We start from the raw sequence: 20,389 nt of genomic DNA on the forward strand, positions 1-20,389 counted from the left end.
TCGCGGATGAGGGGACCCCTCAGCGTGCTCGCGGCCGGCGCCGCGGGTTCCGTGCTTTTGCTGTTCGTCGACCCGAACCAGCCGGGCAACCTGTTGCCCAAGTGCCCCTTCAAGGCGCTTACCGGGCTCGACTGCCCGGGCTGCGGGATCACGCGCATGGTGCACGCACTGCTGCACGGCGACGTGGTGGCCGCGTGGCATTTCAACGCCGTGCTGCTCGTGCTCGGTGTACCGCTGATGGCCTGGCTCTTCACGCGCTGGACGCTGAGCCGTTGGAAGGGAGAACGGCGACCGGTGCCGCCATCGGTCGGGTTCGCCGCTCTCGCCGTCATGCTCGTGTGGGGCGTGGGCCGCAACATCGCCGGCGTTTAGCCCTTCAGCGGGCGTCCTTCCGCGTCGGTGCCGCCGTTGATCAGGATGAGCACACCGTCGATCAGCGACCAGATGCCGCATCCACCGCACGTCAGCAGCTGGGCGACCGCGATTCCGGTGTCCCCCATGTAGAACCGGCCAATGCCGAAGTTGCCGAGGAACAGCTGGAGCAGGCCCGCGGCGATCTTCGACTTGTCCGAGTACGGCACGCCCGTGTACGGGTCGCGGCCCCACGGGGCGCCGGGGTCGTAACCCACGCCGTGGGGAACCATGCCGGGCGGCGGGACCGCGTACTGCGGGCCGGTGGGCGGCGGAACCGCGTACTGCGGCTGCGGGCCGGTGGGCGGCGGGTAGTACGGCTGGGTGGGCTGCGGCGCGTAGCCGGGCGGCGGCGGGGGCACGGCGGTGAACGGCACCGAGGGCGGCGCGAGGAACGGCGGGTGGGGCTGCGGCAGGTCGCGGAACAGCTCCGCGAGCTCGACGTAGCTCTGCGCGCCGGACGCGCGGTTCACGCGTTCCTGGTACTCGCCGATGTCGAGCCGCGCCATCGCGAAGTGGTCGTTGAGCGCGGTGATCGCCTCTTCGCGCTGCTGGTTGCCGATGCGCTGCTGCTCAGGCCCGAATGCTTCTGACACGGCTGGCCACGTTATCCGATGCAGCAGATCGATATCGGGAATACGCTGCGACGATGCTGGTCGGTGTCCCAAAGGAGATCAAGAACCACGAGTACCGCGTCGCGATGACACCGGCAGGCGTGGTCGAGCTGGTGCGTCGCGGGCACTCCGTCGTCGTCGAGCGCGACGCCGGTGCGGGCTCGTCGTTCCCCGACCAGGAGTACGTGGCCGCCGGTGCGCGGATCGTCGCCACGGCGGACGAGGTGTGGGGGTCCGCGGACCTGGTCCTGAAGGTCAAGGAACCGATCGAGCCCGAGTACCACCGCATGCGCCGCGATCAGGTGCTGTTCACCTACCTGCACCTGGCGGCGTCGCCGTCGTGCACCGACGCGATCGCTTCGTCCGGGATCACGGCCATCGCCTACGAGACCGTGCAGCTGGCGGACGGGTCGTTGCCGTTGCTGGCGCCGATGAGCGAGATCGCCGGGCGGATGGCCGCCCAGGTGGGCGCGCACTGCCTGGAACGGGCCCAGGGCGGGCGTGGCGTGTTGCTGGGCGGTGCTCCCGGCGTCGCGGCGGGCAAGGTCGCGGTGATCGGCGCGGGTGTGGCGGGGATGAACGCGGCGACGATGGCCGTCGGCATGCAGGCCGAGGTGATCGTGCTGGACAACAACGTCAACCGGTTGCGGCAGATCGACTTCACCTACCGCGGGCACCTGCAGACGATCGCGTCGAACGCCTACGAGGTCGAGAAGGCGTGCCGCTGGGCGGATCTCGTCGTCGGGGCCGTGCTGGTGCCCGGAGCGAAGGCGCCGAAGCTCGTCAGCAACGACCTGGTGTCGCGGATGCGGTCCGGCAGCGTGCTCGTGGACATCGCGGTCGACCAGGGCGGGTGTTTCGAGGACACGCGGCCGACCACTCACGACGCACCGACGTACCGTGTGCACGATTCCGTGTTCTACTGCGTCGCGAACATGCCCGGTGCCGTGCCGAACACGTCGACGTACGCGCTCACGAACGTGACGCTGCCGTACGTCATCGCGTTGGCGGACAAGGGTTTTGAAGCTGCGGTGGCGTCAGATCCGGCTTTGGCCAAGGGCGTCAACGCGCGTGACGGGAAGATCCTGTTGGAAGGGCTCGCGTGATTGCAGAGTTGGTGGCGACCTATCTCGACCACCTCGCCGTGGAACGCGGCACCGCCCGCAACACGCTCGACTCCTACACCCGTGACCTGCGCCGCTACGCCGAACACCTGGAGTCCTTGGGTGTCACGGACTTGGGCGCGGTGACGGAGCTTCAGGTGAGTGAGTTCCTGGCCGTGTTGCGAGAGAGCGGGCTCGCGGCGTCTTCTGCCGCACGGACGTTGGTCGCCGTGCGCGGGTTGCACCGCTTTGCGCACCGTGAAGGCGTTGTGCCGCAAGACGTTGCACGTGCCGTGCATCCGCCGTCGCCGCCGAAGAGGCTGCCGAAGGCTTTACCGATCAATGAGGTTCTCACCCTCCTCGAAACTGTGGGAAACCTCAGGGACAAAGCGCTGCTGGAGTTGCTGTACTCGACAGGAGCGCGAATTTCCGAGGTGGTCGGGCTGGACGTGGACGACATCGACGCTTCCGAGCGGACGGTGTTGCTGGACGGGAAAGGAGGGAAGCAGCGGCTGGTTCCGGTCGGGCGGCCGGCGTTGGCGGCGGTCGACGCCTACCTGGTTCGGACACGTCCCGCGTTGGCGGCGAAGGGGCGTGGCACACCTGCATTGTTCTTGAATACAAGGGGTGGAAGGCTCTCTCGGCAGAGTGCGTGGACCGTTCTGAAGACCGCCGCGGAGCAGGCTGGAATCACGGCGGTGGTGTCTCCTCACACGTTGCGGCATTCGTTTGCCACCCATCTGTTGGAAGGGGGTGCTGACGTTCGGGTGGTGCAAGAACTCCTCGGGCACGCATCCGTTACGACCACTCAGGTGTACACACTGGTAACCGTTACGACTTTGAGGGAGGTCTACGCAACTGCACACCCTCGAGCCACTGGAACATGAGGCTTCCACGGGTACGGTGGGCAGGTGCCGAACTTGGACGAGCCGTCCCCACAGGCCATTGATCTAGCCGCTGTGCTGCACGCGCTGAGTGACCCGACAAGGCTCGCGGTCGTGCGCCAGATCCAGTTGAGCGGTGAGAGGCTGTGCGGGGCTTTCGAGGTCGACGTCGCGAAGTCGACCCTTTCCCAGCATCTGCGGGTATTACGCGAAGCGGGCATCACACGAACACGCTGCCGAGGCAATCAACGGTGGGTGTCACTGCGCCGCGATGACCTGGACCATCTCTTTCCGGGCCTGCTGGACGTGGTGCTTTCCGCCGCCGATCGGCGAACACGAACGGATGTCGCTGTCTGAGTAACTCTTGACAAGCCCGGCGAGGCGCGTTGCCGCTCGCACGGGTGCGGCCTAGGCTGCGCCCGGAGAGACGACTACGACCAGTGAGGGAACGCCAGCCATGTCGACACCGGAGCACGCTTTCGCGCCCCGTGCCGATCTGAGCCTGGCTCCGCACGCCGCGCCGGTGGACGACGTCGCCACGGAGCAGGTCGACGGCATCGGCCCGACGGGCAGACCGCGTCGTCACATCCCCGATCCGCCGCCGCTGCTGCACCACGGCCCGGCGAAGATCCTGGCTGTCTGCAACCAGAAGGGTGGCGTCGGCAAGACGACGACGACCATCAACCTGGGCGCGGCGCTCGCCGAGTACGGCCGCCGCGTGCTGCTCGTCGACTTCGACCCGCAGGGCGCGCTGTCGGTGGGCCTCGGCGTGCACCCGCACCAGCTGGAAACCACGATCTACAACGTCATCATGGAGAACGACACCGCCGTTCCCGACGTCATCCGCAAGACCATGGTCGAGGACATGGACCTGCTGCCGAGCAACATCGACCTGTCGGCGGCCGAGATCCAGCTAGTGTCGGAGGTGGGCCGCGAGCACACGCTCGTGCGCACCCTTCGTCCCGTCATCGACCACTACGACTACGTGCTGGTCGACTGCCAGCCCTCGCTCGGCCTGCTCACGGTGAACGCCCTCGCGGCCGCGGACGGTGTGCTGATCCCGCTGGAGTGCGAGTTCTTCTCGCTGCGCGGGGTGGCGCTGCTCATCGACACCATCGAGAAGGTCAAGGAACGCTTGAACCCGAAGCTCAACATCACCGGCATCCTCGCCACGATGTACGACCCGCGCACGCTGCACTCGCGTGAGGTCATGGCACGCGTCGTGGAGGCGTTCGGCGAGATCGTGTTCGACTCGGTCATCAACCGCACGGTGCGCTTCCCGGAGACCACCGTGGCCGGTGAGCCGATCACCCGCTGGGCACCGCGCTCGGCCGGCGCCAACGCGTACCGCGGCCTGGCTCGCGAGGTGATCGCCCGGTGAACCGTCGCCCAACACTACCGGGGGCGGCGGAACTGTTCCGGCTGACTTCTGCCGCGCCCTCGTCCGAGGTCTCCTCGGACGAGGTCACCCCGCAGCAGCGCCGTGGTTCCGGCCGCACCAAGCACACCACGAAGATCACGGTCTACGTGTCTGACGAGGAACTGCTGGCCCTGGAGCAGGCACGGCTCGTGCTGCGCGGCTCGCACTCGCTGGCCGTCGACCGAGGCCGTGTCGTGCGTGAGGCGATCGCCATCGTGCTGGACGACCTCGAGACGCACGGTGACGCGTCGTTGCTGGTACGCAGGTTGCGCGAGCAGTGACCGAGGAAGCCCCTGCTGAGGTTGCTGCTCCGGACGATGGCAAGTTCAAGGTCAGGCTCACGAACTTCGAGGGCCCGTTCGACCTGCTGCTGCAGCTGATCTCCCAGCACACGCTCGACGTGACCGAGGTGGCCCTGCACACGGTCACCGACGACTTCATCGCGCACCTGCGCGGCATGGGCGACAAGTGGGACCTCGACGAGACCACCGAGTTCCTGGTCATCGCGGCCACGCTGCTGGACCTGAAGGCCGCCCGGCTGCTGCCCACCGGTGACGTCGAGGACGAGGACGACCTGGCCCTGCTGGAAGCGCGCGACCTGCTGTTCGCCCGCCTTCTGCAGTACCGGGCCTACAAGCAGGTGGCGGCCCTCTTCGCCGAGCTGGAACAGGGCGCGTTCCGGCGCTACCCGCGCTCGGTGTCGCTGGAACCGCGCTTCGAGGGCCTGCTGCCCGAGGTGATGCTCGGCGTCACGCCCGGCAAGTTCGCCCTGATCGCGGCCGCCGCCTTCCGCCCGAAGCAGAAGCGCACGCTGTCGGTCGACCACATCCACCAGCACCGCGTGTCGATCCGCGAGACCGCGGACGTGCTGCGCGCGATGCTGATCGAGAAGGGCACCGCGTCGTTCTCGGAGATCGTCGCCGACTGCACCGAGACCATGGAGGTCGTGGCGCGGTTCCTCGCGCTGCTGGAGCTGTACCGGGAGAAGTCGCTGGCCTTCGAGCAGGAGGACGCGCTCGGGCCGTTGCAGGTGACGTGGGTGGGCGGGACGTTGCAGGACGCGCAGGCGCAGGTGCACGCCGGCGACGAGGATGAGGACTACGGCGGATGAGCGAGCCACTGGTGGGACCGGACGCGGCGGAGATCGAGAAGCCGGGGCCGGCGTTCGACGGGGGCGAGCCCGAGGCCACGGAGGCTGCCGAGCCGGACGCCGCTCTCGACGACGCCGCTCCCGCCCCCGTTGTGCTGGAAGAGCCCGCCGAACCCGAGCCGGAAGCCGACCCGGCCGACGCCGAAGACGCCGCCGACCTCGAAGCCCAGCTCCTCGCCGCCGCCCCCGAGGAGGCGATCGAGGACAGCGGCCTCCCGGACCTCACCGACGACGCGGTCTTCGAGGCCGCGCTCGAGTCGGTGCTGCTCGTGGTGGACAGCCCGATCCCGGAAGACCAGCTCAGCAGTGCCCTTGAGCAGCCGGTTAAGCGAATCAAGGCGGCACTCCGTAGACTGGCGGCTCGGTACACCGAGTCCGGCAGTGGCATCGACCTGCGCAGGGCGGGGGACGGCTGGCGGTTCTACACGCGGGACCGGTTCGCCCCGTTCGTGGAGAAGCTGCTGCTCGACGGTCAGCGCGCGAAACTCACCCGCGCGGCCCTCGAGACGCTCGCGGTGATCGCCTACCGGCAGCCTGTCACGCGGGCGCGGATCGCGGCGGTTCGCGGCGTCAACGTGGACGGCGTGATCCGGACCCTGGTCGCACGGGGGCTCATCGAGGAGACGGGCACCGACAGCGACACGGGTGGGATCCTGTACCGCACGACCGAACTGTTCCTGGAGCGGTTGGGGCTGTCGTCGCTTGCCGACCTGCCGCCAATCGCCCCGCTCCTGCCCGAAGTGGATGCGATCGACGATGTCTGACAACGAGGGCGTGCGCCTGCAGAAGGTGCTCGCGCAGGCGGGTATCGCCTCGCGCCGCGCTTCCGAAGAGCTGATCGAGCAGGGACGGGTGCAGGTCGACGGCCAGGTCGTGCGCGAGCAGGGCCGCCGGATCGACCCCGAGACGGCCGTGGTGCACGTGGACGGGCTGCGGGTGCAGATCCGCGAGGACGTCGTCACGATCGCGCTGAACAAGCCGTACGGGATGCTCTCCACGATGGAGGACGACCTGGGCCGCCCGTGCGTCGGCGACCTGGTGCGCAACCGCAAGGAGCGGTTGTTCCACGTCGGCCGCCTCGACGCCGAGACCGAGGGCCTGCTGCTGCTCACGAACGACGGCGAGCTCGCGCACCGGCTGATGCACCCGAGCTACAACGTCAAGAAGACCTACCTCGCCGAGGTCCCCGGCCCGGTCGAGAAGGGTCTCAACAAGAAGCTCAAGGCGGGCATCGAGCTGGAGGACGGGCCGGCCAAGGTCGACTCCTTCAAGCTCATCAGCGCCGTGCCCGGCAAGGCGCTCGTCGAGATCGTGCTGCACGAGGGCCGCAAGCACATCGTCCGCCGCCTCATGGAGACCGCCGGTTACCCGGTGCAGTCGCTGGTCCGCGTCGCCGTCGGTGAGGTGTCGCTCGGCAACCAGCGTCCCGGTTCGATGCGGGTGCTGAACCGCCAGGAAGTCGGCGGCCTCTACAAGCTCGTCGGGCTCTGACCAGACCCTGAAATCCCGCTCGTCCCTCCGGCCCCCAGAGCCGGAGGGACGAACTGCGGTGAACCCTCATTCACCTTGCGACGGAAACGCTATGGCGACGACGTTGTAAGGGGTCGGACGTGCCTTTTGAACAACAAGGTGTAGACAATCGGTCTCAGGGGGAGATCGACATGCCACGCACCGAACGGCCGCTGGACTGCGAAGACACCGAGCTCGGCCAGTTCGCGGCCGAGCTGAGGAAACTTCGCGACAAGGCGGGCAAACCGTCCTATCGCGCACTCGCTTCACGCGCGCACTACTCGGCGGCGACGCTGTCCGATGCCGCCGGCGGCAAGAAACTCCCGAGCCTCGCGGTCACGCTCGCCTACGTCAAAGCCTGCGGCGGCGACGAGCAGGAATGGGAACGGCGCTGGCGTGCCATCGCCGCGCCACCGGCACCGACAGCTGAAGCCCCGTACGTGGGATTGAAGGCGTTCCAAAAGGAAGACGCCGACCGCTTCCACGGCCGCGAGAAGCTCACCGTGAAGCTCGTCGAACTCACCGAACGCCGCCCGTTCGTCGGCGTCTTCGGAGCGAGTGGCTCCGGCAAGTCGTCACTGCTGCGCGCGGGCCTGCTACCGAGGCTGAAGCAGGCGCTGATCTTCACCCCCGGCGTCCAGCCGCTCGACGAGTGCGCTGTCCGCCTCGCCCAGCTGACCGGGAACTCGGCGGTGGTCCTGCGCAGCGAGCTCACCGACCCCGCGGCACTGGGCCTGCTGATCCGGCAACACGACGCCGACCTCGTCCTGGTGATCGACCAGTTCGAGGAGGTCTTCACGCTCGCGAGCCCCGAGCAGCGCGACTGGTTCGTCCAGGCCCTGATGAGCGCCCCGCACGTGGTCATCGGCGTCCGCGCCGACTTCTACGGCCACGTCGGCCGCCACCCAGAACTGGTCGAGGCCCTCGACGGCGCCCAGGTCCTCGTCGGCCCCCTGACCACCGACCAACTGCGCCGCGCCATCACCGAACCGGCCCAGCACGTCGGAGCCACCGTCGAGTCCGCCCTGGTCACCCGCCTGGTCGCCGACGTCGCGGGTCAGGCGGCCGCGCTGCCGCTCGTGCAACACGCCCTCGTCGAGACCTGGCACCGCCGCCGGGGCATGACCCTGTCGCTCGTCGGCTACGAGGAGGCCGGCGGCGTCGAGCACGCCATCGCCCGCACCGCCGAGGCCGTGTACGAACAGCTCGACCACGAGCAGCGGCAGATCGCCCGCCGCACCTTCCTGCGCCTGATCGCGCTGGGCGAGGGCACCGAGGACACCAAACGCCGTGCGAACCGCGAAGGCCTCGACGCCGAGGTCCTGGAACACCTCGCGAACGCCCGCCTGGTCACGCTCACCGAACAGCACGCCGAACTCACGCACGAGGCGCTGATCCGCTCCTGGCCACGCCTGCGCGACTGGATCGCCGAAGACCGCGAGACCCTGCGCGTGCACCACCAGCTCACCGAGGCAGCCCACGAGTGGGACGGTGACCGGGACCTCCTCTACCAGGGAGCCCGGCTGGCCCAGGCCGCGGAACTGAGCACGGACTCCCTGACCGACCCCGAACGCGCCTTCCTCACCGCGAGCCAGGCGGAAGGCCGCCGCCGCGTCCGTCGTGCCCGCGCGGTGACGGCCGTGCTGTCGGTTCTGGTGCTGCTGCTGGCGGGCACCGTCGTGTTCGCGATGAGGAAGGCCGACGACGCCGCCGCACAACGAGACATCGCGGTGGCCGGCAACGCCGCCGCCGAGGCCCGATGGCTCGCCAGGATGCCGACCATGAAATCGGACGCGGCACGTCTCGCGCTCGCCGTGTACCGGGTGTCGCCCACGGAGGCGAACCGCGATCTCCTGCTCACCGCCGACGCCATGGAGAGGTGGAGGCCCTACTTCTCGTCACACCCCGGCAGAAGGGTCGACAAGGCCGCCGGCGGCACCCTTTACGTCGTGGCCGAACAGGACCGCGCCGACGTGGAGCTCTGGGCCCTGCCGGGCAACGAGGTGGTCGGCAGCCTGCCCGGTGTACCGGTGGCGGTAAGCGAGGACGACAGTCGCGCGGTGCTGCACGGGAACGAGAGCTTCGGGCTGTACGACATCTCTCCCGCCGCGGAAGCTCGCAAGCTCGCTGACCTGCCGGTGCACGGCGACACGTCGATCGCACGGAACAACGGAGTGGACGTCGTCGCGGGCTTCGTCCACACCGACCCCGATCTGAAGAAGGTGACCCCGAAGGTCTGGGTGCACGACGGCTCAGGCCAGGTGCGGGAAGTCGCGCTGGCCGACCCCGGCGACGCGTACGAGGTGCGGGTGTCGCCCGATGGCAGGACGGTGGCGCTGTCGCGGTCGCGCCCGGACGGCCGGACCCAGGTGGAGCTCTGGCGGCTCGACGGCACCGAGCTCCGTCTCGCCGGCCGGATCGCCGACCCCACACCCTCGGACCGGCCGGAGTTCAGCCCGGACGGCCGGCTGCTGTTGCTGCCCAGCCCCGGCCGCGCGATCACGACCGCGTGGGACGTCTCCGATCCGGCGAACCCGGTCCACTGGGCCGATCTGCCGGGGCAGTTCACCGGCACCTCGCGGCCGATGATCAAGTTCTCGCCGGACGGCCGTCAGGTGCTGCTCGCCGCACCGAGAACGGTGACCGTCTGGGACGTGGCGCACCGGGACGCGCCGAGGAAGCTGGCGGGCTTCGACAACTTCACGATGGACGTCAAGTCGGTCGACCACTGGTCCTCGCAGTTCGTCCTGACCACCGAGGACGGCTTCACCTGGCACCTGCGCCTGGACGCCGGGCAGGTCGCGCGGGACCTCTGCGATGACTACGCGGAACTGTCCGACCTCGAATGGGCCAAGTACTTCCCGGACATCGAACGCGTGCCCGTGTGCTGAGTGCGTGAGCCGTGGGTGGCTCGTGCGCGGGCCACCCACGGCCACTCCGGCGCCGGTTCGGGGCGCGAGCACCGGGTCTTCCCCGTGGTAGTTCGTCTACCTCGACATTAGGGCGAACGGGTTGTTCACGGTCATGTGTTCGCCGCTGAACAAAGTTCTCTGAACAATGACGGGATGCCGAGACGGGAACGCCCTCTCGAGGAGGGCGAGAGCGGTGTCCTGCGGTTCGCGGCGGAGCTGCGCCGGCTGCGGGAGCGTGCGGGCAGCCCCACCTACCGGGAGCTGAGCCGGCGGGCGCACTACTCGGCCGCGGCGTTGTCGGAGGCGGCGGGCGGGCGGAAGTTGCCGAGCCTCGCGGTGACCAAGGCGTACGCCAAGGCGTGTGACGCCGATCCGGAGGAATGGGCGCGGCGGTGGCGGGCCGTGGTCGAGTCCGAACCGCATGCGGCACACGACAGTCCGTACGTCGGGCTCGCGATGTTCCAGCCAGGCGACGCGCCGAAGTTCTTCGGGCGGGAGCGGTTGACGGCCGAGCTGCTCGCCACCAGGAACCGGTTCACCGGCGTGTTCGGGCCGTCCGGGGTGGGGAAGTCGTCGTTGCTGCGGGCCGGTCTCATCGCCCGCACCCGTGAACCCGTCCTGCTCTTCACGCCCGGCGCGAATCCCGTGGAGGAGTGCGCGCTCGCGCTCGCCCGGCTCACCGGTGGGGAGGCGGTCGAGCTCGCCGACGAGCTCAAAGACCCTCGGCAACTCGAGCACCGCCACGGGCACCTCGTGGTCGTCGACCAGTTCGAAGAGCTGTTCACGTTGTGCCGCAACGAAGAGCTCCGCCAGTGGCTGATCACGGCGCTCACCGGCTGCCGGAAGGTGGTGATCGGCATCCGGGCCGACTACTACGGCCACTGCGCGCAGTACCCCGAGCTGGTCGAGGCGCTCGAAGGCTCCCAGCTCCTGCTCGGCCCGATGACGCCGGACGAGCTCCGCCTCGCGATCACCGAACCCGCCGCGGTCGTGGGCGCCAAGGTCGAAACGGCGTTGCTGGCGAGGCTCATGGCCGACGCGGTCGGGCAGGCGGCCGTGTTGCCGTTGCTGTCGCACGCGCTCGCGCAGACCTGGCAGCACCGGCGCGGCATGACGCTGACCCTCGCCGGCTACGAGGAGGTGGGTGGCCTGGAGCACGCCGTCGCCCGCACCGCGCAGGAGGTCTTCGACGAGCTCTCCCCGGCGGGGCGGGAGCAGGCGAAACGGATCCTGCTGCGGCTCGTCACCGCGGAGAACACGAAACGCCGCGCGCACCAGGCCGAGCTCGAAGCCGACGACGAGGTGCTGTTCGCGCTGGCGGCGGCGCGGCTCGTGGTGATCGACCGCGACGGCGTCGAACTGGCGCACGAGGCGTTGATCCGCGGCTGGCCCACGTTCCTGGGCTGGGTGGAGGAAGACCGCGAGAACATCAAGGCACAGCGCGAACTCACGCTCGCCACGCAGACCTGGGAGTCGCTCGACCGCGACGCGGGCGCGCTGTTGCGGGGACGGCGCCTGGCGAACGTTCCCGAGGGGCTTTCCCTCAACGCCGGGGAACGCGCCTTCCTCGCCGCGAGCCTGGCAGCGGAACAGGAGGTCTCGGCCAGTGCCCGAAGACGCACCCGCCGCCAACGCCAGCTGCTCGCCGCGCTCGCGGCACTCGTGGTCGTCGCCGCCAGTTCGACCGTCTTCGCCCTGCAGGCAGGCAAAGCCGCCGACGAACAACGTGCCAACGCCGCCGTGCTGAGAGCCGTGGGCGAGGCCGCCGCGCTGCGCTCCACGAACCCGGCGCTGGCCCAGCAGGTCGCGCTCGCCGCCTATCAGCTCGTGCCGTTACCTCAGGCGCGCAACGGTTTGCGGCAGGAGGACGTGCCCTCCCAGGTGCTGCGCGAGGCCCAGTCCGAGGTCACCGCACTCGTGGTCGGGCCCACGCTGCAGCAGATCGCGACCGGGCACCGCGACGGCACGGTCGTGCTGACAGGCCTGGCCGACCTGCCGGCACCGCGCGCCTCCTACGACGCCACCAGGCATTCCGGTGCCGTCACCGCTCTCGCGATGGACTCGACCGGCGGGCTGGTCGCGTCCGCCGGCGACGACGGCACCGTGCACGTCGTCGACGTCTCGCTCGGCAAACCACGCGAACTGGCCGTGCTTCCCGTGCGCGCCATCGCGATCGCCTGGCAGGGCACCACTCTCGTCACCACCGACGACGCCGGCACCCTGAGCTTCTGGACGGACCTGCGCGGCGAACGCCCGAGGCTCCTGACCACCGCCCAGCTCGGCCTGGGGCCGCTGGCGGGGCTGTCGTTCCGCCCGGACGGCCAGGTCCTCGCCGCCGTCACCACCGGCCGCGCCGTGCACCTGGTCGACGTCACCGACCCGCGCGACGTCAAGCTGCTGTCGCTGACCAGGGAGTTCGCCGGCACCGCCCAGTTCGCCGGTGCCGGGGACCTGATGACCGCCGCCCGCACGGCCGTGCACCTCTGGGACACCACCGACCCGCGCGCCCCGGTCCTGCGCGCCAGGATTCCCTCCGGCGGCGGCGAGGTCACCTCGGCCTGGCTCGGCGCGGGTCACGTCGCGATCGCCACCGACGACGGGCTGGTGCGGCTCTGGCGGCTCGGTGGCGGCGAACCCGTGGAGCAGGCCCTGCTGCGCGGGCACGCCGGACCGGTCACCGCGGTCGGCCTGACGCCCCAGGGCGACGAGGTCGTGACGGGCGGTGCGGACCGGGCGGTGCGGCTGTGGAACGCGGACCCGCGTGACCCGGCGGTCAGGATCTGCGAGCAGGCCATTCCGCGGATGAGCCGCGAGGAGTGGCGGCAGTACTTCGGCGATCTCGACTTCACCCCGCCGTGCCGCGACTGAAAGTCCCAGCACCAGGCGGGTGGAACGATCACGAAGCGCACGTCAGGACGATGAGCGGTTAGCAGGCCGTTAGACGGAGGACGAACCTCTGGTGGACAATCCCGCCAGGAGGCGGCATGCCAAGAGGGGAACGTCCGCTGGGTCCGGAGGACACCGCGTTGCTGCGGTTCGCCGGTGACCTGCGCAGACTGCGTGACCAGGCAGGCAAACCGAGCTACCGCGAGCTGGCCCGGCGGGCGAACTACTCGCCGACCGCGTTGTCCGACGCGGCCGGTGGGCGCAAGCTGCCGTCGCTCGCGCTGACGCTCGCGTTCGTGCGTGCCTGTGAGGCCGATCCCGCCTCCTGGACCAGGCGCTGGCGTGAGCTGGCCGCCGAGCACACGCAGCCGTTGCACCCGAACACGCCGTACCCCGGCCTCGCCCCGTTCACCGAAGACGACGCGAAGCGGTACTTCGGGCGCGAGTGCCTCGTGGAGCAGGTCGTCGAGTCGGTCAAGGCCAAGCCCCTCACCGTCGTCTTGGGCGCCTCCGGATCCGGCAGGACGTCGCTGCTGCGGGCCGGTCTGCACCCCGCCCTGGACGACGCCGTGGTGATCACGCCAGGACAGGACCCGATCCAGGACCTGGCCGCCGCCCTCGCCGACGTCTTCGAGAACACCACCGCGGACCGCCTGGCCGAGGAGTTCCGGGAGGACCCCGAGCACCTGCGGCTGCGGATCCGCCAGCACCGCCCCGGCCTCGTGCTGCTCGTCGACGACTTCGAGAAGGCGCTGGACGCCGAGGACTTCGTCGCCGCCGTCACCCGCTGCCCCCACGTCGTGCTCTCCGTGCGCGCCGACCACGAGCAGCGCTGGCGCGAGAAGGGCATCAGCGGCACCGAGATCGTCATCGAGCCGATGAGCGCGGACCAGCTGCGCCGCGCCATCACCGAACCCGCCGCCAAGATCGGCGCCACCGTCGAGACCGCGGTCATCGCACGGCTGGTGGCCGACGCCGCGAACCAGCACGCGCTGCCGCTGGTGCAGCAGGCGTTGATCGAGACGTGGCGGCGCAAGCGCGGCATGACGCTGTCGCTCGCGGGCTTCGAGGAGTCCGGCGGCATCGAACACGTCGCCGCGCAGGCCGCCGAGACGTTCTTCACCGGCCTCGCCGAGGACGACCAGCGAGCGGCCAGGCAGATCTTCCTGAGACTCGTCTCCGTGCAGCGCAACGGGATCGCACACCGCCGCGCCCGCAGGCTGGACATCGGCACGCGCCTGCTGGACCTCCTCGCGAAGGCCAGGCTGGTGACGCTCACCGAGGACGGCGTCGAGCTGACCCACGACGCCGTGCTGCGCTGGCCCAGGCTCGCCGGGTGGATCGACGAGGACCGCGAGAACCTCAGGACGCACCAGCAGCTCGTCACCGCGATCGAGCTGTGGGAGGCGAGCGACCGCGATCCGCTGGCGCTCTACCGGGGTCCGCGGCTGCGCAAGGCCAAGGAGCTCGGCGAGTTCTTGACGGTGCAGGAGCGCCAGTTCGTCGACAGGAGCATCAAGCGGGAAACACGCCGTTCGACGGCGTTGATCGCGGTCGTGGCGGTGCTGCTCGCGCTGGTGCCCGGCACCGTCGTCTACGCCCTCGCGAACGAACGCAAGATCACCGAGATGAACGACCGCGAGCTCGGTGGCAAGGCGCTGTCGCAGTCCGAGGCGTTGCTGGAGCAGCGCCGGCCGTACGCGGACAAGTTCGCGCTGGTCGGCTACGAGGTCAGCCCGTCGGCCGAGGCCGAGAAGGTGCTGCGGCTCGCGAGCGCCGTCGCGCGCGGCATCCCGTTCACCGGCACGCCCAAGGACGACGCGGACGTGGTCGTCGCCCCGCGTGGGGAGATGGCCGCGGTGACCGACGAGGACGGCACCGACCGGATGTGGAGCATCGACGAGGACAAGGCGGTGCCGGGCAAGAAGTTCGCCGACCGCCACCGGGTCGTCAAGCTCGCCGAACGCCGTGCCGTCACGAAGGACTTCACCGGCCAGGAACACCTCTGGGCCGTCAACGACGCGGGCGAGATCACCTATCTCACGGCGCTGCCCAGGCGGTTCCGCACGCTCGACCTGAGCCCGGACGGCTCGCGGCTCGTCGGCAAGGTCGGCGACGCGGTCGAGGTCGGGCTCCCGACACCGGACGAGTCCGAGCACGCGGAGCTCTACGACCTGAGCGACCCGCGCAACCCGCGCAAGCTGCCGATGCCGGTGCGCGATCCCGAGACCGTGGCGCTGAGCCAGGACGGCCGTGAGCTCGCGACCGGCCTCTGGGACCCGGCCACCGGCACCACGACCGTCGAGTTCTGGAGCATCGGCGGCACCGTCGAGTCCGCGGGACCGCCGTTGTCCCAGCACGTCTACGTCCGCGGCATCACCTACAGCGGCGACGGGCGCTGGCTCGCCGTCGAGCACTCGTCACCTGAGTCGATCGTCGAGGTGTGGCAGCGCGTGCCGAGCGGAACGCCCGTGCTGCGCGCACGGCTCGACACCGCGTTGCGTGCCGGAGCCCGTGTCACGTTCTCCGATGACGGTCGCGTGGCCGTCGTGCGCGACAACATCTTCGAGGTGCACCAGCTCTACCCGAACGACCGTGCGGCGGACCGGCTCGCCTACGTCGTCGGGCACGGCAGCTCGACGCGCGCGGTGTACCGGCCGCAGAACCGCGACTTCCTCGTCCGCAGCGGAGGCCAGGATCCCGAGCTGCTGCCGTACGACCTCGACACCGGTTCGATCATCAAGCGGATGTGTGAAAAAGACGGCGCACGGCTCACGGACTCCGAATGGGTTAAGAGCTTCGGCGAAGTGGAGCGCGTGGAGGTCTGCTGAACCGCCGCGATGTGTGGGAAACAACCCGGAGTTGAGCAAACACGCATTGTGAAGCAGAGATCCACTCTCTAGGGTGACCGAGTGCGTGCGTTCACAAGGGGACTACTCGGCATTGCCGGGTTCCTCGCGCTCTGGGAGCTCTTAGGACGCTCTCCCCTTCTACCTGCGGACGCGCTTCCGCCACCGTCCGTCGTGTTCGGTGAGCTCGTCACGCAGCTGACCTCGCCTGCGTTCATCAGTCATGTCGTGGCAACGGTCTTGGCGGTGCTGATCGCGATCGTGATCGCCATCGCCATCGCGGTGCCGAGTGGACTGGTGCTCGGCAGCGTCCCCGCAGTGCGTCACGCGACTCGGGCGATCATCGAGTTCCTGCGCCCGATCCCTTCTGTGGCACTGATTCCGCTCGCTCTGGTGATGCTGGGGTTCGGCCCGGAAACGAAGATCACGCTCGCGGTCTACGCCGCGCTGTGGCCGATCTTGTTCAACACCATCTACGCGCTCGACGAACTGGACCCGTTGCTCGTTGAGACGTCACGGGTTTTCGGCACCGGACGTGTCGGCGTGCTGTTCCGCGTGGCTTTGCCGAGCGCGCTGCCCTTCGTCCTCACCGGAATCAGGCTCGCGGCCACCACGGCACTGATCGTGATGGTGAGCGTCGAGCTCATGGCAGGCAGCCAGGTCGGCCTGGGCTACTTCATCATGGAGGCCCGCAGCGGACCCGGCCGAATGGACCAGGTGCTGGTCGGCACCGTGGTCGCGGGCACGATCGGTGTCCTGCTGAACAGCGGTCTCGAGCGCGTCCGCCGGCGTTGGGTGGCCTGGTGAACAAGTTTCTTCAACGGTGGACCGTTTTCGCCGGTCTCATCGTCGTGTGGCAGTTGCTCGGCATGCTCGCCGAGGACCCGTTCTTCCCTCCGCCTTCCGACATCGTGACGGCGGCGTGGGAGTGGTGGGTGCTGGAGCCGCAGAACGTCACCGAGCACGTCCTGCCGTCGATCGGCAGGCTGCTGTCGGGCTGGGCGATCGCCTCGGTGATCGGCGTGGCGCTGGGGCTGCTGCTCGGCCGTTCCGACCGGGCGATGGAGTACGCGGGACCGCTGCTGGTGTTCCTGCGCTCGATCCCGCCGCCCGCGCTGGTGCCGGTGTTCCTGTTGCTGTTCCGCGGCGACACGACGATGCAGCTCGCGACGATCGTGTTCGGCGTCATCTGGCCGGTGCTGCTCAACAGCGTCGACGGTGCCCGTTCCGTCGACGTGACCAAAGTGGACACTTCCGCGGTCTTCCAGATCCCGCGTCACCAATGGATTCTGGGCGTCGTGCTGCCCGCCGCCTCCCCGAAGATCTTCGCGGGGCTGCGGGTGTCGCTCTCCTTGTCACTGGTGCTGATGGTCATCTCCGAGCTCGTGGGCACGGACAACGGCATCGGTTCGCAACTCATGCAGGCACAGCGCGAGTTCGACTACACGCGCATGTGGGCCGGCATCGTCCTGTTGGGCGTGCTGGGCTACGGACTCAACACCGCACTTTTGGCGGTAGAACGCAGGGCTTTGGCGTGGCAACCGAGGAGTCGGGATGAGCAACATGCTTGAGGTGGCGGACCTAGGCCACACCTACGGCGACTACGAGGCCATCGGCGGCCTTACGTTCACCGTGCGCGCCGGCGAACTGGTGTGCGTGGTCGGGCCATCCGGCTGCGGCAAGTCCACACTGCTGCGCACGATCTCGGGACTCATCGCACCCTCCCGCGGTGACGTGTCCCTGAAGGGTTCCCACCTCGCGGTGGTGTTCCAGGACTACCAGCGCTCGCTGTTCCCCTGGCTTTCGGTGCAGGGCAACGTCGAGTTCCCGCTGCGCTCCCTGCCGCGTGCCGAGCGCCGCAAACGCGCCGCGGAAGCCCTGGAGTGGGTGGGTCTCGGCGCGGCCGCGAAGAAGCGGCCGTGGCAGCTTTCCGGTGGCATGCAACAACGTGTGGCGATCGCGCGCGCTCTGGCGTACCGGCCGGCGTTGCTGTTGATGGACGAGCCGTTCGCCTCGGTGGACGCGCAGACCCGGTTCGAACTGGAGGACCTGTTGCTTCGAGTGCGCCGTGAGCACGACACGACCGTTCTCGTGGTCACGCACGACATCGACGAGTCGGTGTACCTGGGAGACCGCATCCTGGTGCTGTCCGGCTCGCCCGCGAAGCTGGTGGCCGACCTGGAGGTGCCGCTGCCCGCCGAGCGCGACCAGGTGACCACGCGCACCGACGAGGCCTTCGTGGCGTTGCGCTCCAAGGTGGCGCGGCTGCTCAACGTCGGTGGCAAGCAGACCCTGGACGTCGAGAAGTGGGCTGCGGCGGAACGGGAATCGCTGAGCGAGACCGTGTCTTCCTGACAGTCGTTCCACCCAGTTTCCGACAGCAGAGCCCCGGACCGTCGCGGTCCGGGGCTCTGCTGCGTTCTCAGTGCCCGCAGGAGGCTGTGAGCACTGTTGTGGCGAGACGGGACGCCCGCGCTCGGGGGCAGAGCGCTGAGCGCCCGTCGTGAGGTTCCTCTTGCCCCGCAGGGGAATCAGAAGATCGGAAAGTCAGAAGATCAGAAGTGGATGTCGAGGTCGGCGCCGTTGCCGATGCCGCCGTCGAGCACGTTGATGTCGCCGACGTGCACGTCACCGATGACCTGGCCCAGGTCGCTGTGGAGGTCGCCGACCTGAGCGACGTCCTGCACCACGTTGCCGGTGACGTTCCCGGTGATGTGGTCGGTCACGTCCAGGACGTCCTTGACGTCGACGTCCACCGCGCCGACGGTGTCCTTGACCAGCACGTCGGTGTCCACGACGTCCTCCACGAGCACGTCGGCGTCGAGGTCCTTGACGACCACGTCGGTCACACCGTGCACGTCGGCGACGTCGGTCACCGTGGTGACGACCTCGTTGGCGTTCACCAGGTCCAGCGTGTTCGTCACGTCGCTGACGCCACCGAAGTCGGTGACCAGCGCGGTGATCGCGGAGGGGGCGGCCACGTCGGCGATGCCCGTGACGCCCTCGAGGTTGCCGGTGATCAGCTTGAGGCTGTCCACGGCGGTCAGGTCGCCCGCCTCGACCAGGACCTTGTCGATCGCGTCGACCTGCACGACGGACGCGCTGTCGAGCACCAGCGGGAGGATCTCGTGGACGTCGACCGGTGAGATGTCGCCCAGACCCGCGGCCTCGAGGGTGCCTTCCGGGTCGAGCTGGAACGCCTCACGGGCGTCCAGGTCGCCGAGGAGGGTGAGGGTGAAGTCGTGCAACGTGGTCTGGGTGGCCATGGAACTCGAGCTCCCTGTGGGTGGATCGGGGGATGTCGTGTTGAACCGTATGGATGAACGACATCCCCCGGCATCGGGAGTTGGCCCCAGATTGTGACGTACTGAGATCCCTAGGGGGAGGGTGTCACCCGTTAGGGGGCCGGGGATTTCACCCTTGAGGGTCGACTTTTCGCCATCAGGGTCCGACGTAGTTCTCCGCGAAGGTGGCGCGGTAGGCGGGGGACTCGGCCAGGTGCTCCAGCCGTGCCTGCGCCAACCGTCCGAAGAACGGGGAGCTGACGTCGGTGTGGATCATGTTGACCATCCACTGTGAAAATTCCTGTGCCCGCCAGACGCGGCGCAGGCAGTCCTCCGAGTAGGTCTTGAGACCGGTCTCGGATCCGGTGCCGTAGAAGTCGATAAGCGCACGTCCGAGCGTTGCGGCGTCGTTCATGGCGAGGTTCATGCCCTTGGCGCCGACCGGGGTGATGATGTGTGCTGCGTCACCCAGCAGGAAGAGCCGGCCGTACGACATCGGCTCCACCACGTGGCTGCGCATGTCGAGAACGCGCTTCTCGATGATCTTTCCCTCGGTCAGTCCCCACGACGAGTCGTGCAGTGCGAAACGTTTGTGCAACGCTTCCCAGACCTGTTCGTCGGACCAATCAGAGGCCTTTGTTCCGACCGGCACCTGCAAATAGAATCGGGATATCGACGGCGACCGCAACATATGCCCGGCGAATCCATCTTCGTGCAGCGCGTAAATGATGGCTTTAGTCGACGGAGGGGCCTCCGCGAGAATGGCCAGCCACTCGATCCCGTGCTGATGCGTGAACTCCGTCAGCACCCCCTCGGGAATGGCCGGCCGGCTCACGCCATGAAATCCGTCACAGCCTGCCACAAAATCGCTCGTGATGGTCTCGCGGGACCCGTCTTCGCTGGTGAAGGCCACTGAGGGGGACGAGGACGTCAGGTCGTGCAACTCCACGTCGCTGACCGAGAACCGGATGTCCCCACCCGTGTCCAGAAATCCCCCGATGAGGTCCTTGACGACTTCCTGCTGGGGGTAGACGTAGTGTTCGCGGCCACCGTAGAGGTCGCTGTAGGACACCTGGAACGCCTGGCCGCTCACGCGGAATTCACACGTACCGTGACGGTCTGCTTCCATCAGCAAACGATCTGCCAGTCCGAGTGACTCCAACATGGTTACAGAGCGGTGCTCCAAGACTCCCGCGCGTGCCCGGGTTTCCACATGGGTTCGACTAGCTTTTTCGAGCACCACGCAGTCGATACCTGACTGCTGGATCAAGTTTGCCAAGGTCAGACCGGCCGGCCCTGCGCCGACAACGGTCACGGAGCGCTTCAACTGGGGTTCTCCTAGCCCTAGACCTGCTGTGCTTAGATGC

General features: G+C 68.7%; 18 protein-coding genes. 15 read left to right on the forward strand and 3 right to left on the reverse strand.

What is annotated here, in order from left to right:
* Positions 1 to 6 precede the first annotated feature (6 nt).
* Positions 7 to 372, forward strand: coding sequence for a DUF2752 domain-containing protein (locus tag ACIQF0_RS24570; protein WP_360032456.1), 366 nt, complete (start codon positions 7 to 9; stop codon positions 370 to 372).
* On the opposite strand, the gene ACIQF0_RS24575 is transcribed toward ACIQF0_RS24570, so the two are convergent.
* Positions 369 to 1,007, reverse strand: coding sequence for an NINE protein (locus tag ACIQF0_RS24575; RefSeq protein ID WP_360032453.1), 639 nt, complete (start codon positions 1,005 to 1,007; stop codon positions 369 to 371). The two genes, ACIQF0_RS24570 and ACIQF0_RS24575, sit on opposite strands and share 4 nt — an antisense overlap.
* Positions 1,008 to 1,060: 53 nt before the next feature.
* On the opposite strand from ACIQF0_RS24575, the gene ald reads away from it, so the two are divergent.
* The 14 genes from ald to ACIQF0_RS24645 all read left to right on the forward strand — a co-directional run bounded on the left by ald (position 1,061) and on the right by ACIQF0_RS24645 (position 18,093).
* Positions 1,061 to 2,131, forward strand: a complete 1,071-nt coding sequence (gene ald / locus ACIQF0_RS24580; protein WP_360032450.1) for an alanine dehydrogenase — start codon at positions 1,061 to 1,063, stop codon at positions 2,129 to 2,131.
* Between the two features lie 11 nt (positions 2,132 to 2,142).
* Positions 2,143 to 3,015: a site-specific tyrosine recombinase XerD gene (gene xerD / locus ACIQF0_RS24585; RefSeq protein ID WP_401032864.1), complete on the forward strand. Its 873-nt coding sequence runs from the start codon at positions 2,143 to 2,145 to the stop codon at positions 3,013 to 3,015.
* Between the two features lie 24 nt (positions 3,016 to 3,039).
* A complete protein-coding gene (locus ACIQF0_RS24590) occupies positions 3,040 to 3,369 on the forward strand; it encodes a helix-turn-helix transcriptional regulator (protein WP_093604879.1) in 330 nt (109 codons plus the stop codon).
* A gap of 100 nt (positions 3,370 to 3,469) precedes the next feature.
* Positions 3,470 to 4,393, forward strand: coding sequence for a ParA family protein (locus ACIQF0_RS24595; protein WP_093604877.1), 924 nt, complete (start codon positions 3,470 to 3,472; stop codon positions 4,391 to 4,393).
* Positions 4,390 to 4,713 (forward strand): hypothetical protein, encoded by a 324-nt coding sequence (locus ACIQF0_RS24600; protein WP_401032867.1) that lies wholly within the window; start codon positions 4,390 to 4,392, stop codon positions 4,711 to 4,713. Before ACIQF0_RS24595 ends, ACIQF0_RS24600 begins: the two co-directional genes overlap by 4 nt.
* The gene (locus tag ACIQF0_RS24605) at positions 4,710 to 5,543 is read left to right on the forward strand and encodes a segregation/condensation protein A (RefSeq protein ID WP_360032443.1); all 834 of its coding nucleotides are present in this window, start codon (positions 4,710 to 4,712) and stop codon (positions 5,541 to 5,543) included. The genes ACIQF0_RS24600 and ACIQF0_RS24605 overlap by 4 nt, the downstream gene beginning before the upstream one ends.
* Positions 5,540 to 6,346, forward strand: coding sequence for an SMC-Scp complex subunit ScpB (scpB, locus tag ACIQF0_RS24610; protein WP_401032869.1), 807 nt, complete (start codon positions 5,540 to 5,542; stop codon positions 6,344 to 6,346). Before ACIQF0_RS24605 ends, scpB begins: the two co-directional genes overlap by 4 nt.
* The gene (locus tag ACIQF0_RS24615; RefSeq protein WP_360032437.1) at positions 6,339 to 7,073 is read left to right on the forward strand and encodes a pseudouridine synthase; all 735 of its coding nucleotides are present in this window, start codon (positions 6,339 to 6,341) and stop codon (positions 7,071 to 7,073) included. The genes scpB and ACIQF0_RS24615 overlap by 8 nt, the downstream gene beginning before the upstream one ends.
* 170 nt (positions 7,074 to 7,243) lie before the next feature.
* Positions 7,244 to 9,982: a helix-turn-helix domain-containing protein gene (locus ACIQF0_RS24620; protein WP_401032871.1), complete on the forward strand. Its 2,739-nt coding sequence runs from the start codon at positions 7,244 to 7,246 to the stop codon at positions 9,980 to 9,982.
* 174 nt (positions 9,983 to 10,156) lie between these two features.
* Positions 10,157 to 12,871: a helix-turn-helix domain-containing protein gene (locus ACIQF0_RS24625; protein ID WP_401032873.1), complete on the forward strand. Its 2,715-nt coding sequence runs from the start codon at positions 10,157 to 10,159 to the stop codon at positions 12,869 to 12,871.
* Positions 12,872 to 12,987: 116 nt separating this feature from the next.
* Positions 12,988 to 15,720 carry a helix-turn-helix domain-containing protein gene (locus tag ACIQF0_RS24630; RefSeq protein ID WP_401032875.1) on the forward strand — a complete coding sequence of 911 codons (2,733 nt, stop codon included), beginning with the start codon at positions 12,988 to 12,990 and terminating at the stop codon, positions 15,718 to 15,720.
* 81 nt (positions 15,721 to 15,801) lie between these two features.
* Positions 15,802 to 16,545 (forward strand): ABC transporter permease, encoded by a 744-nt coding sequence (locus tag ACIQF0_RS24635; RefSeq protein ID WP_360032428.1) that lies wholly within the window; start codon positions 15,802 to 15,804, stop codon positions 16,543 to 16,545.
* Positions 16,542 to 17,309: an ABC transporter permease gene (locus tag ACIQF0_RS24640; protein ID WP_360032425.1), complete on the forward strand. Its 768-nt coding sequence runs from the start codon at positions 16,542 to 16,544 to the stop codon at positions 17,307 to 17,309. Before ACIQF0_RS24635 ends, ACIQF0_RS24640 begins: the two co-directional genes overlap by 4 nt.
* Positions 17,293 to 18,093 carry an ABC transporter ATP-binding protein gene (locus ACIQF0_RS24645; RefSeq protein ID WP_401032876.1) on the forward strand — a complete coding sequence of 267 codons (801 nt, stop codon included), beginning with the start codon at positions 17,293 to 17,295 and terminating at the stop codon, positions 18,091 to 18,093. The genes ACIQF0_RS24640 and ACIQF0_RS24645 overlap by 17 nt, the downstream gene beginning before the upstream one ends.
* Positions 18,094 to 18,293: 200 nt before the next feature.
* Here ACIQF0_RS24645 and ACIQF0_RS24650 read toward each other — a convergent pair whose 3' ends face one another.
* Together ACIQF0_RS24650 and ACIQF0_RS24655 are read right to left on the reverse strand one after the other, a co-directional pair.
* Positions 18,294 to 19,004, reverse strand: a complete 711-nt coding sequence (locus ACIQF0_RS24650) for an IniB N-terminal domain-containing protein (RefSeq protein ID WP_401032878.1) — start codon at positions 19,002 to 19,004, stop codon at positions 18,294 to 18,296.
* Positions 19,005 to 19,179: 175 nt separating this feature from the next.
* Positions 19,180 to 20,349 (reverse strand): 4-hydroxybenzoate 3-monooxygenase, encoded by a 1,170-nt coding sequence (locus ACIQF0_RS24655; protein ID WP_401032880.1) that lies wholly within the window; start codon positions 20,347 to 20,349, stop codon positions 19,180 to 19,182.
* Positions 20,350 to 20,389: the final 40 nt, after the last annotated feature.

The sequence above is a fragment of the Lentzea sp. NPDC092896 genome, from assembly GCF_044754905.1.
Lineage (GTDB): Bacteria > Actinomycetota > Actinomycetes > Mycobacteriales > Pseudonocardiaceae > Lentzea.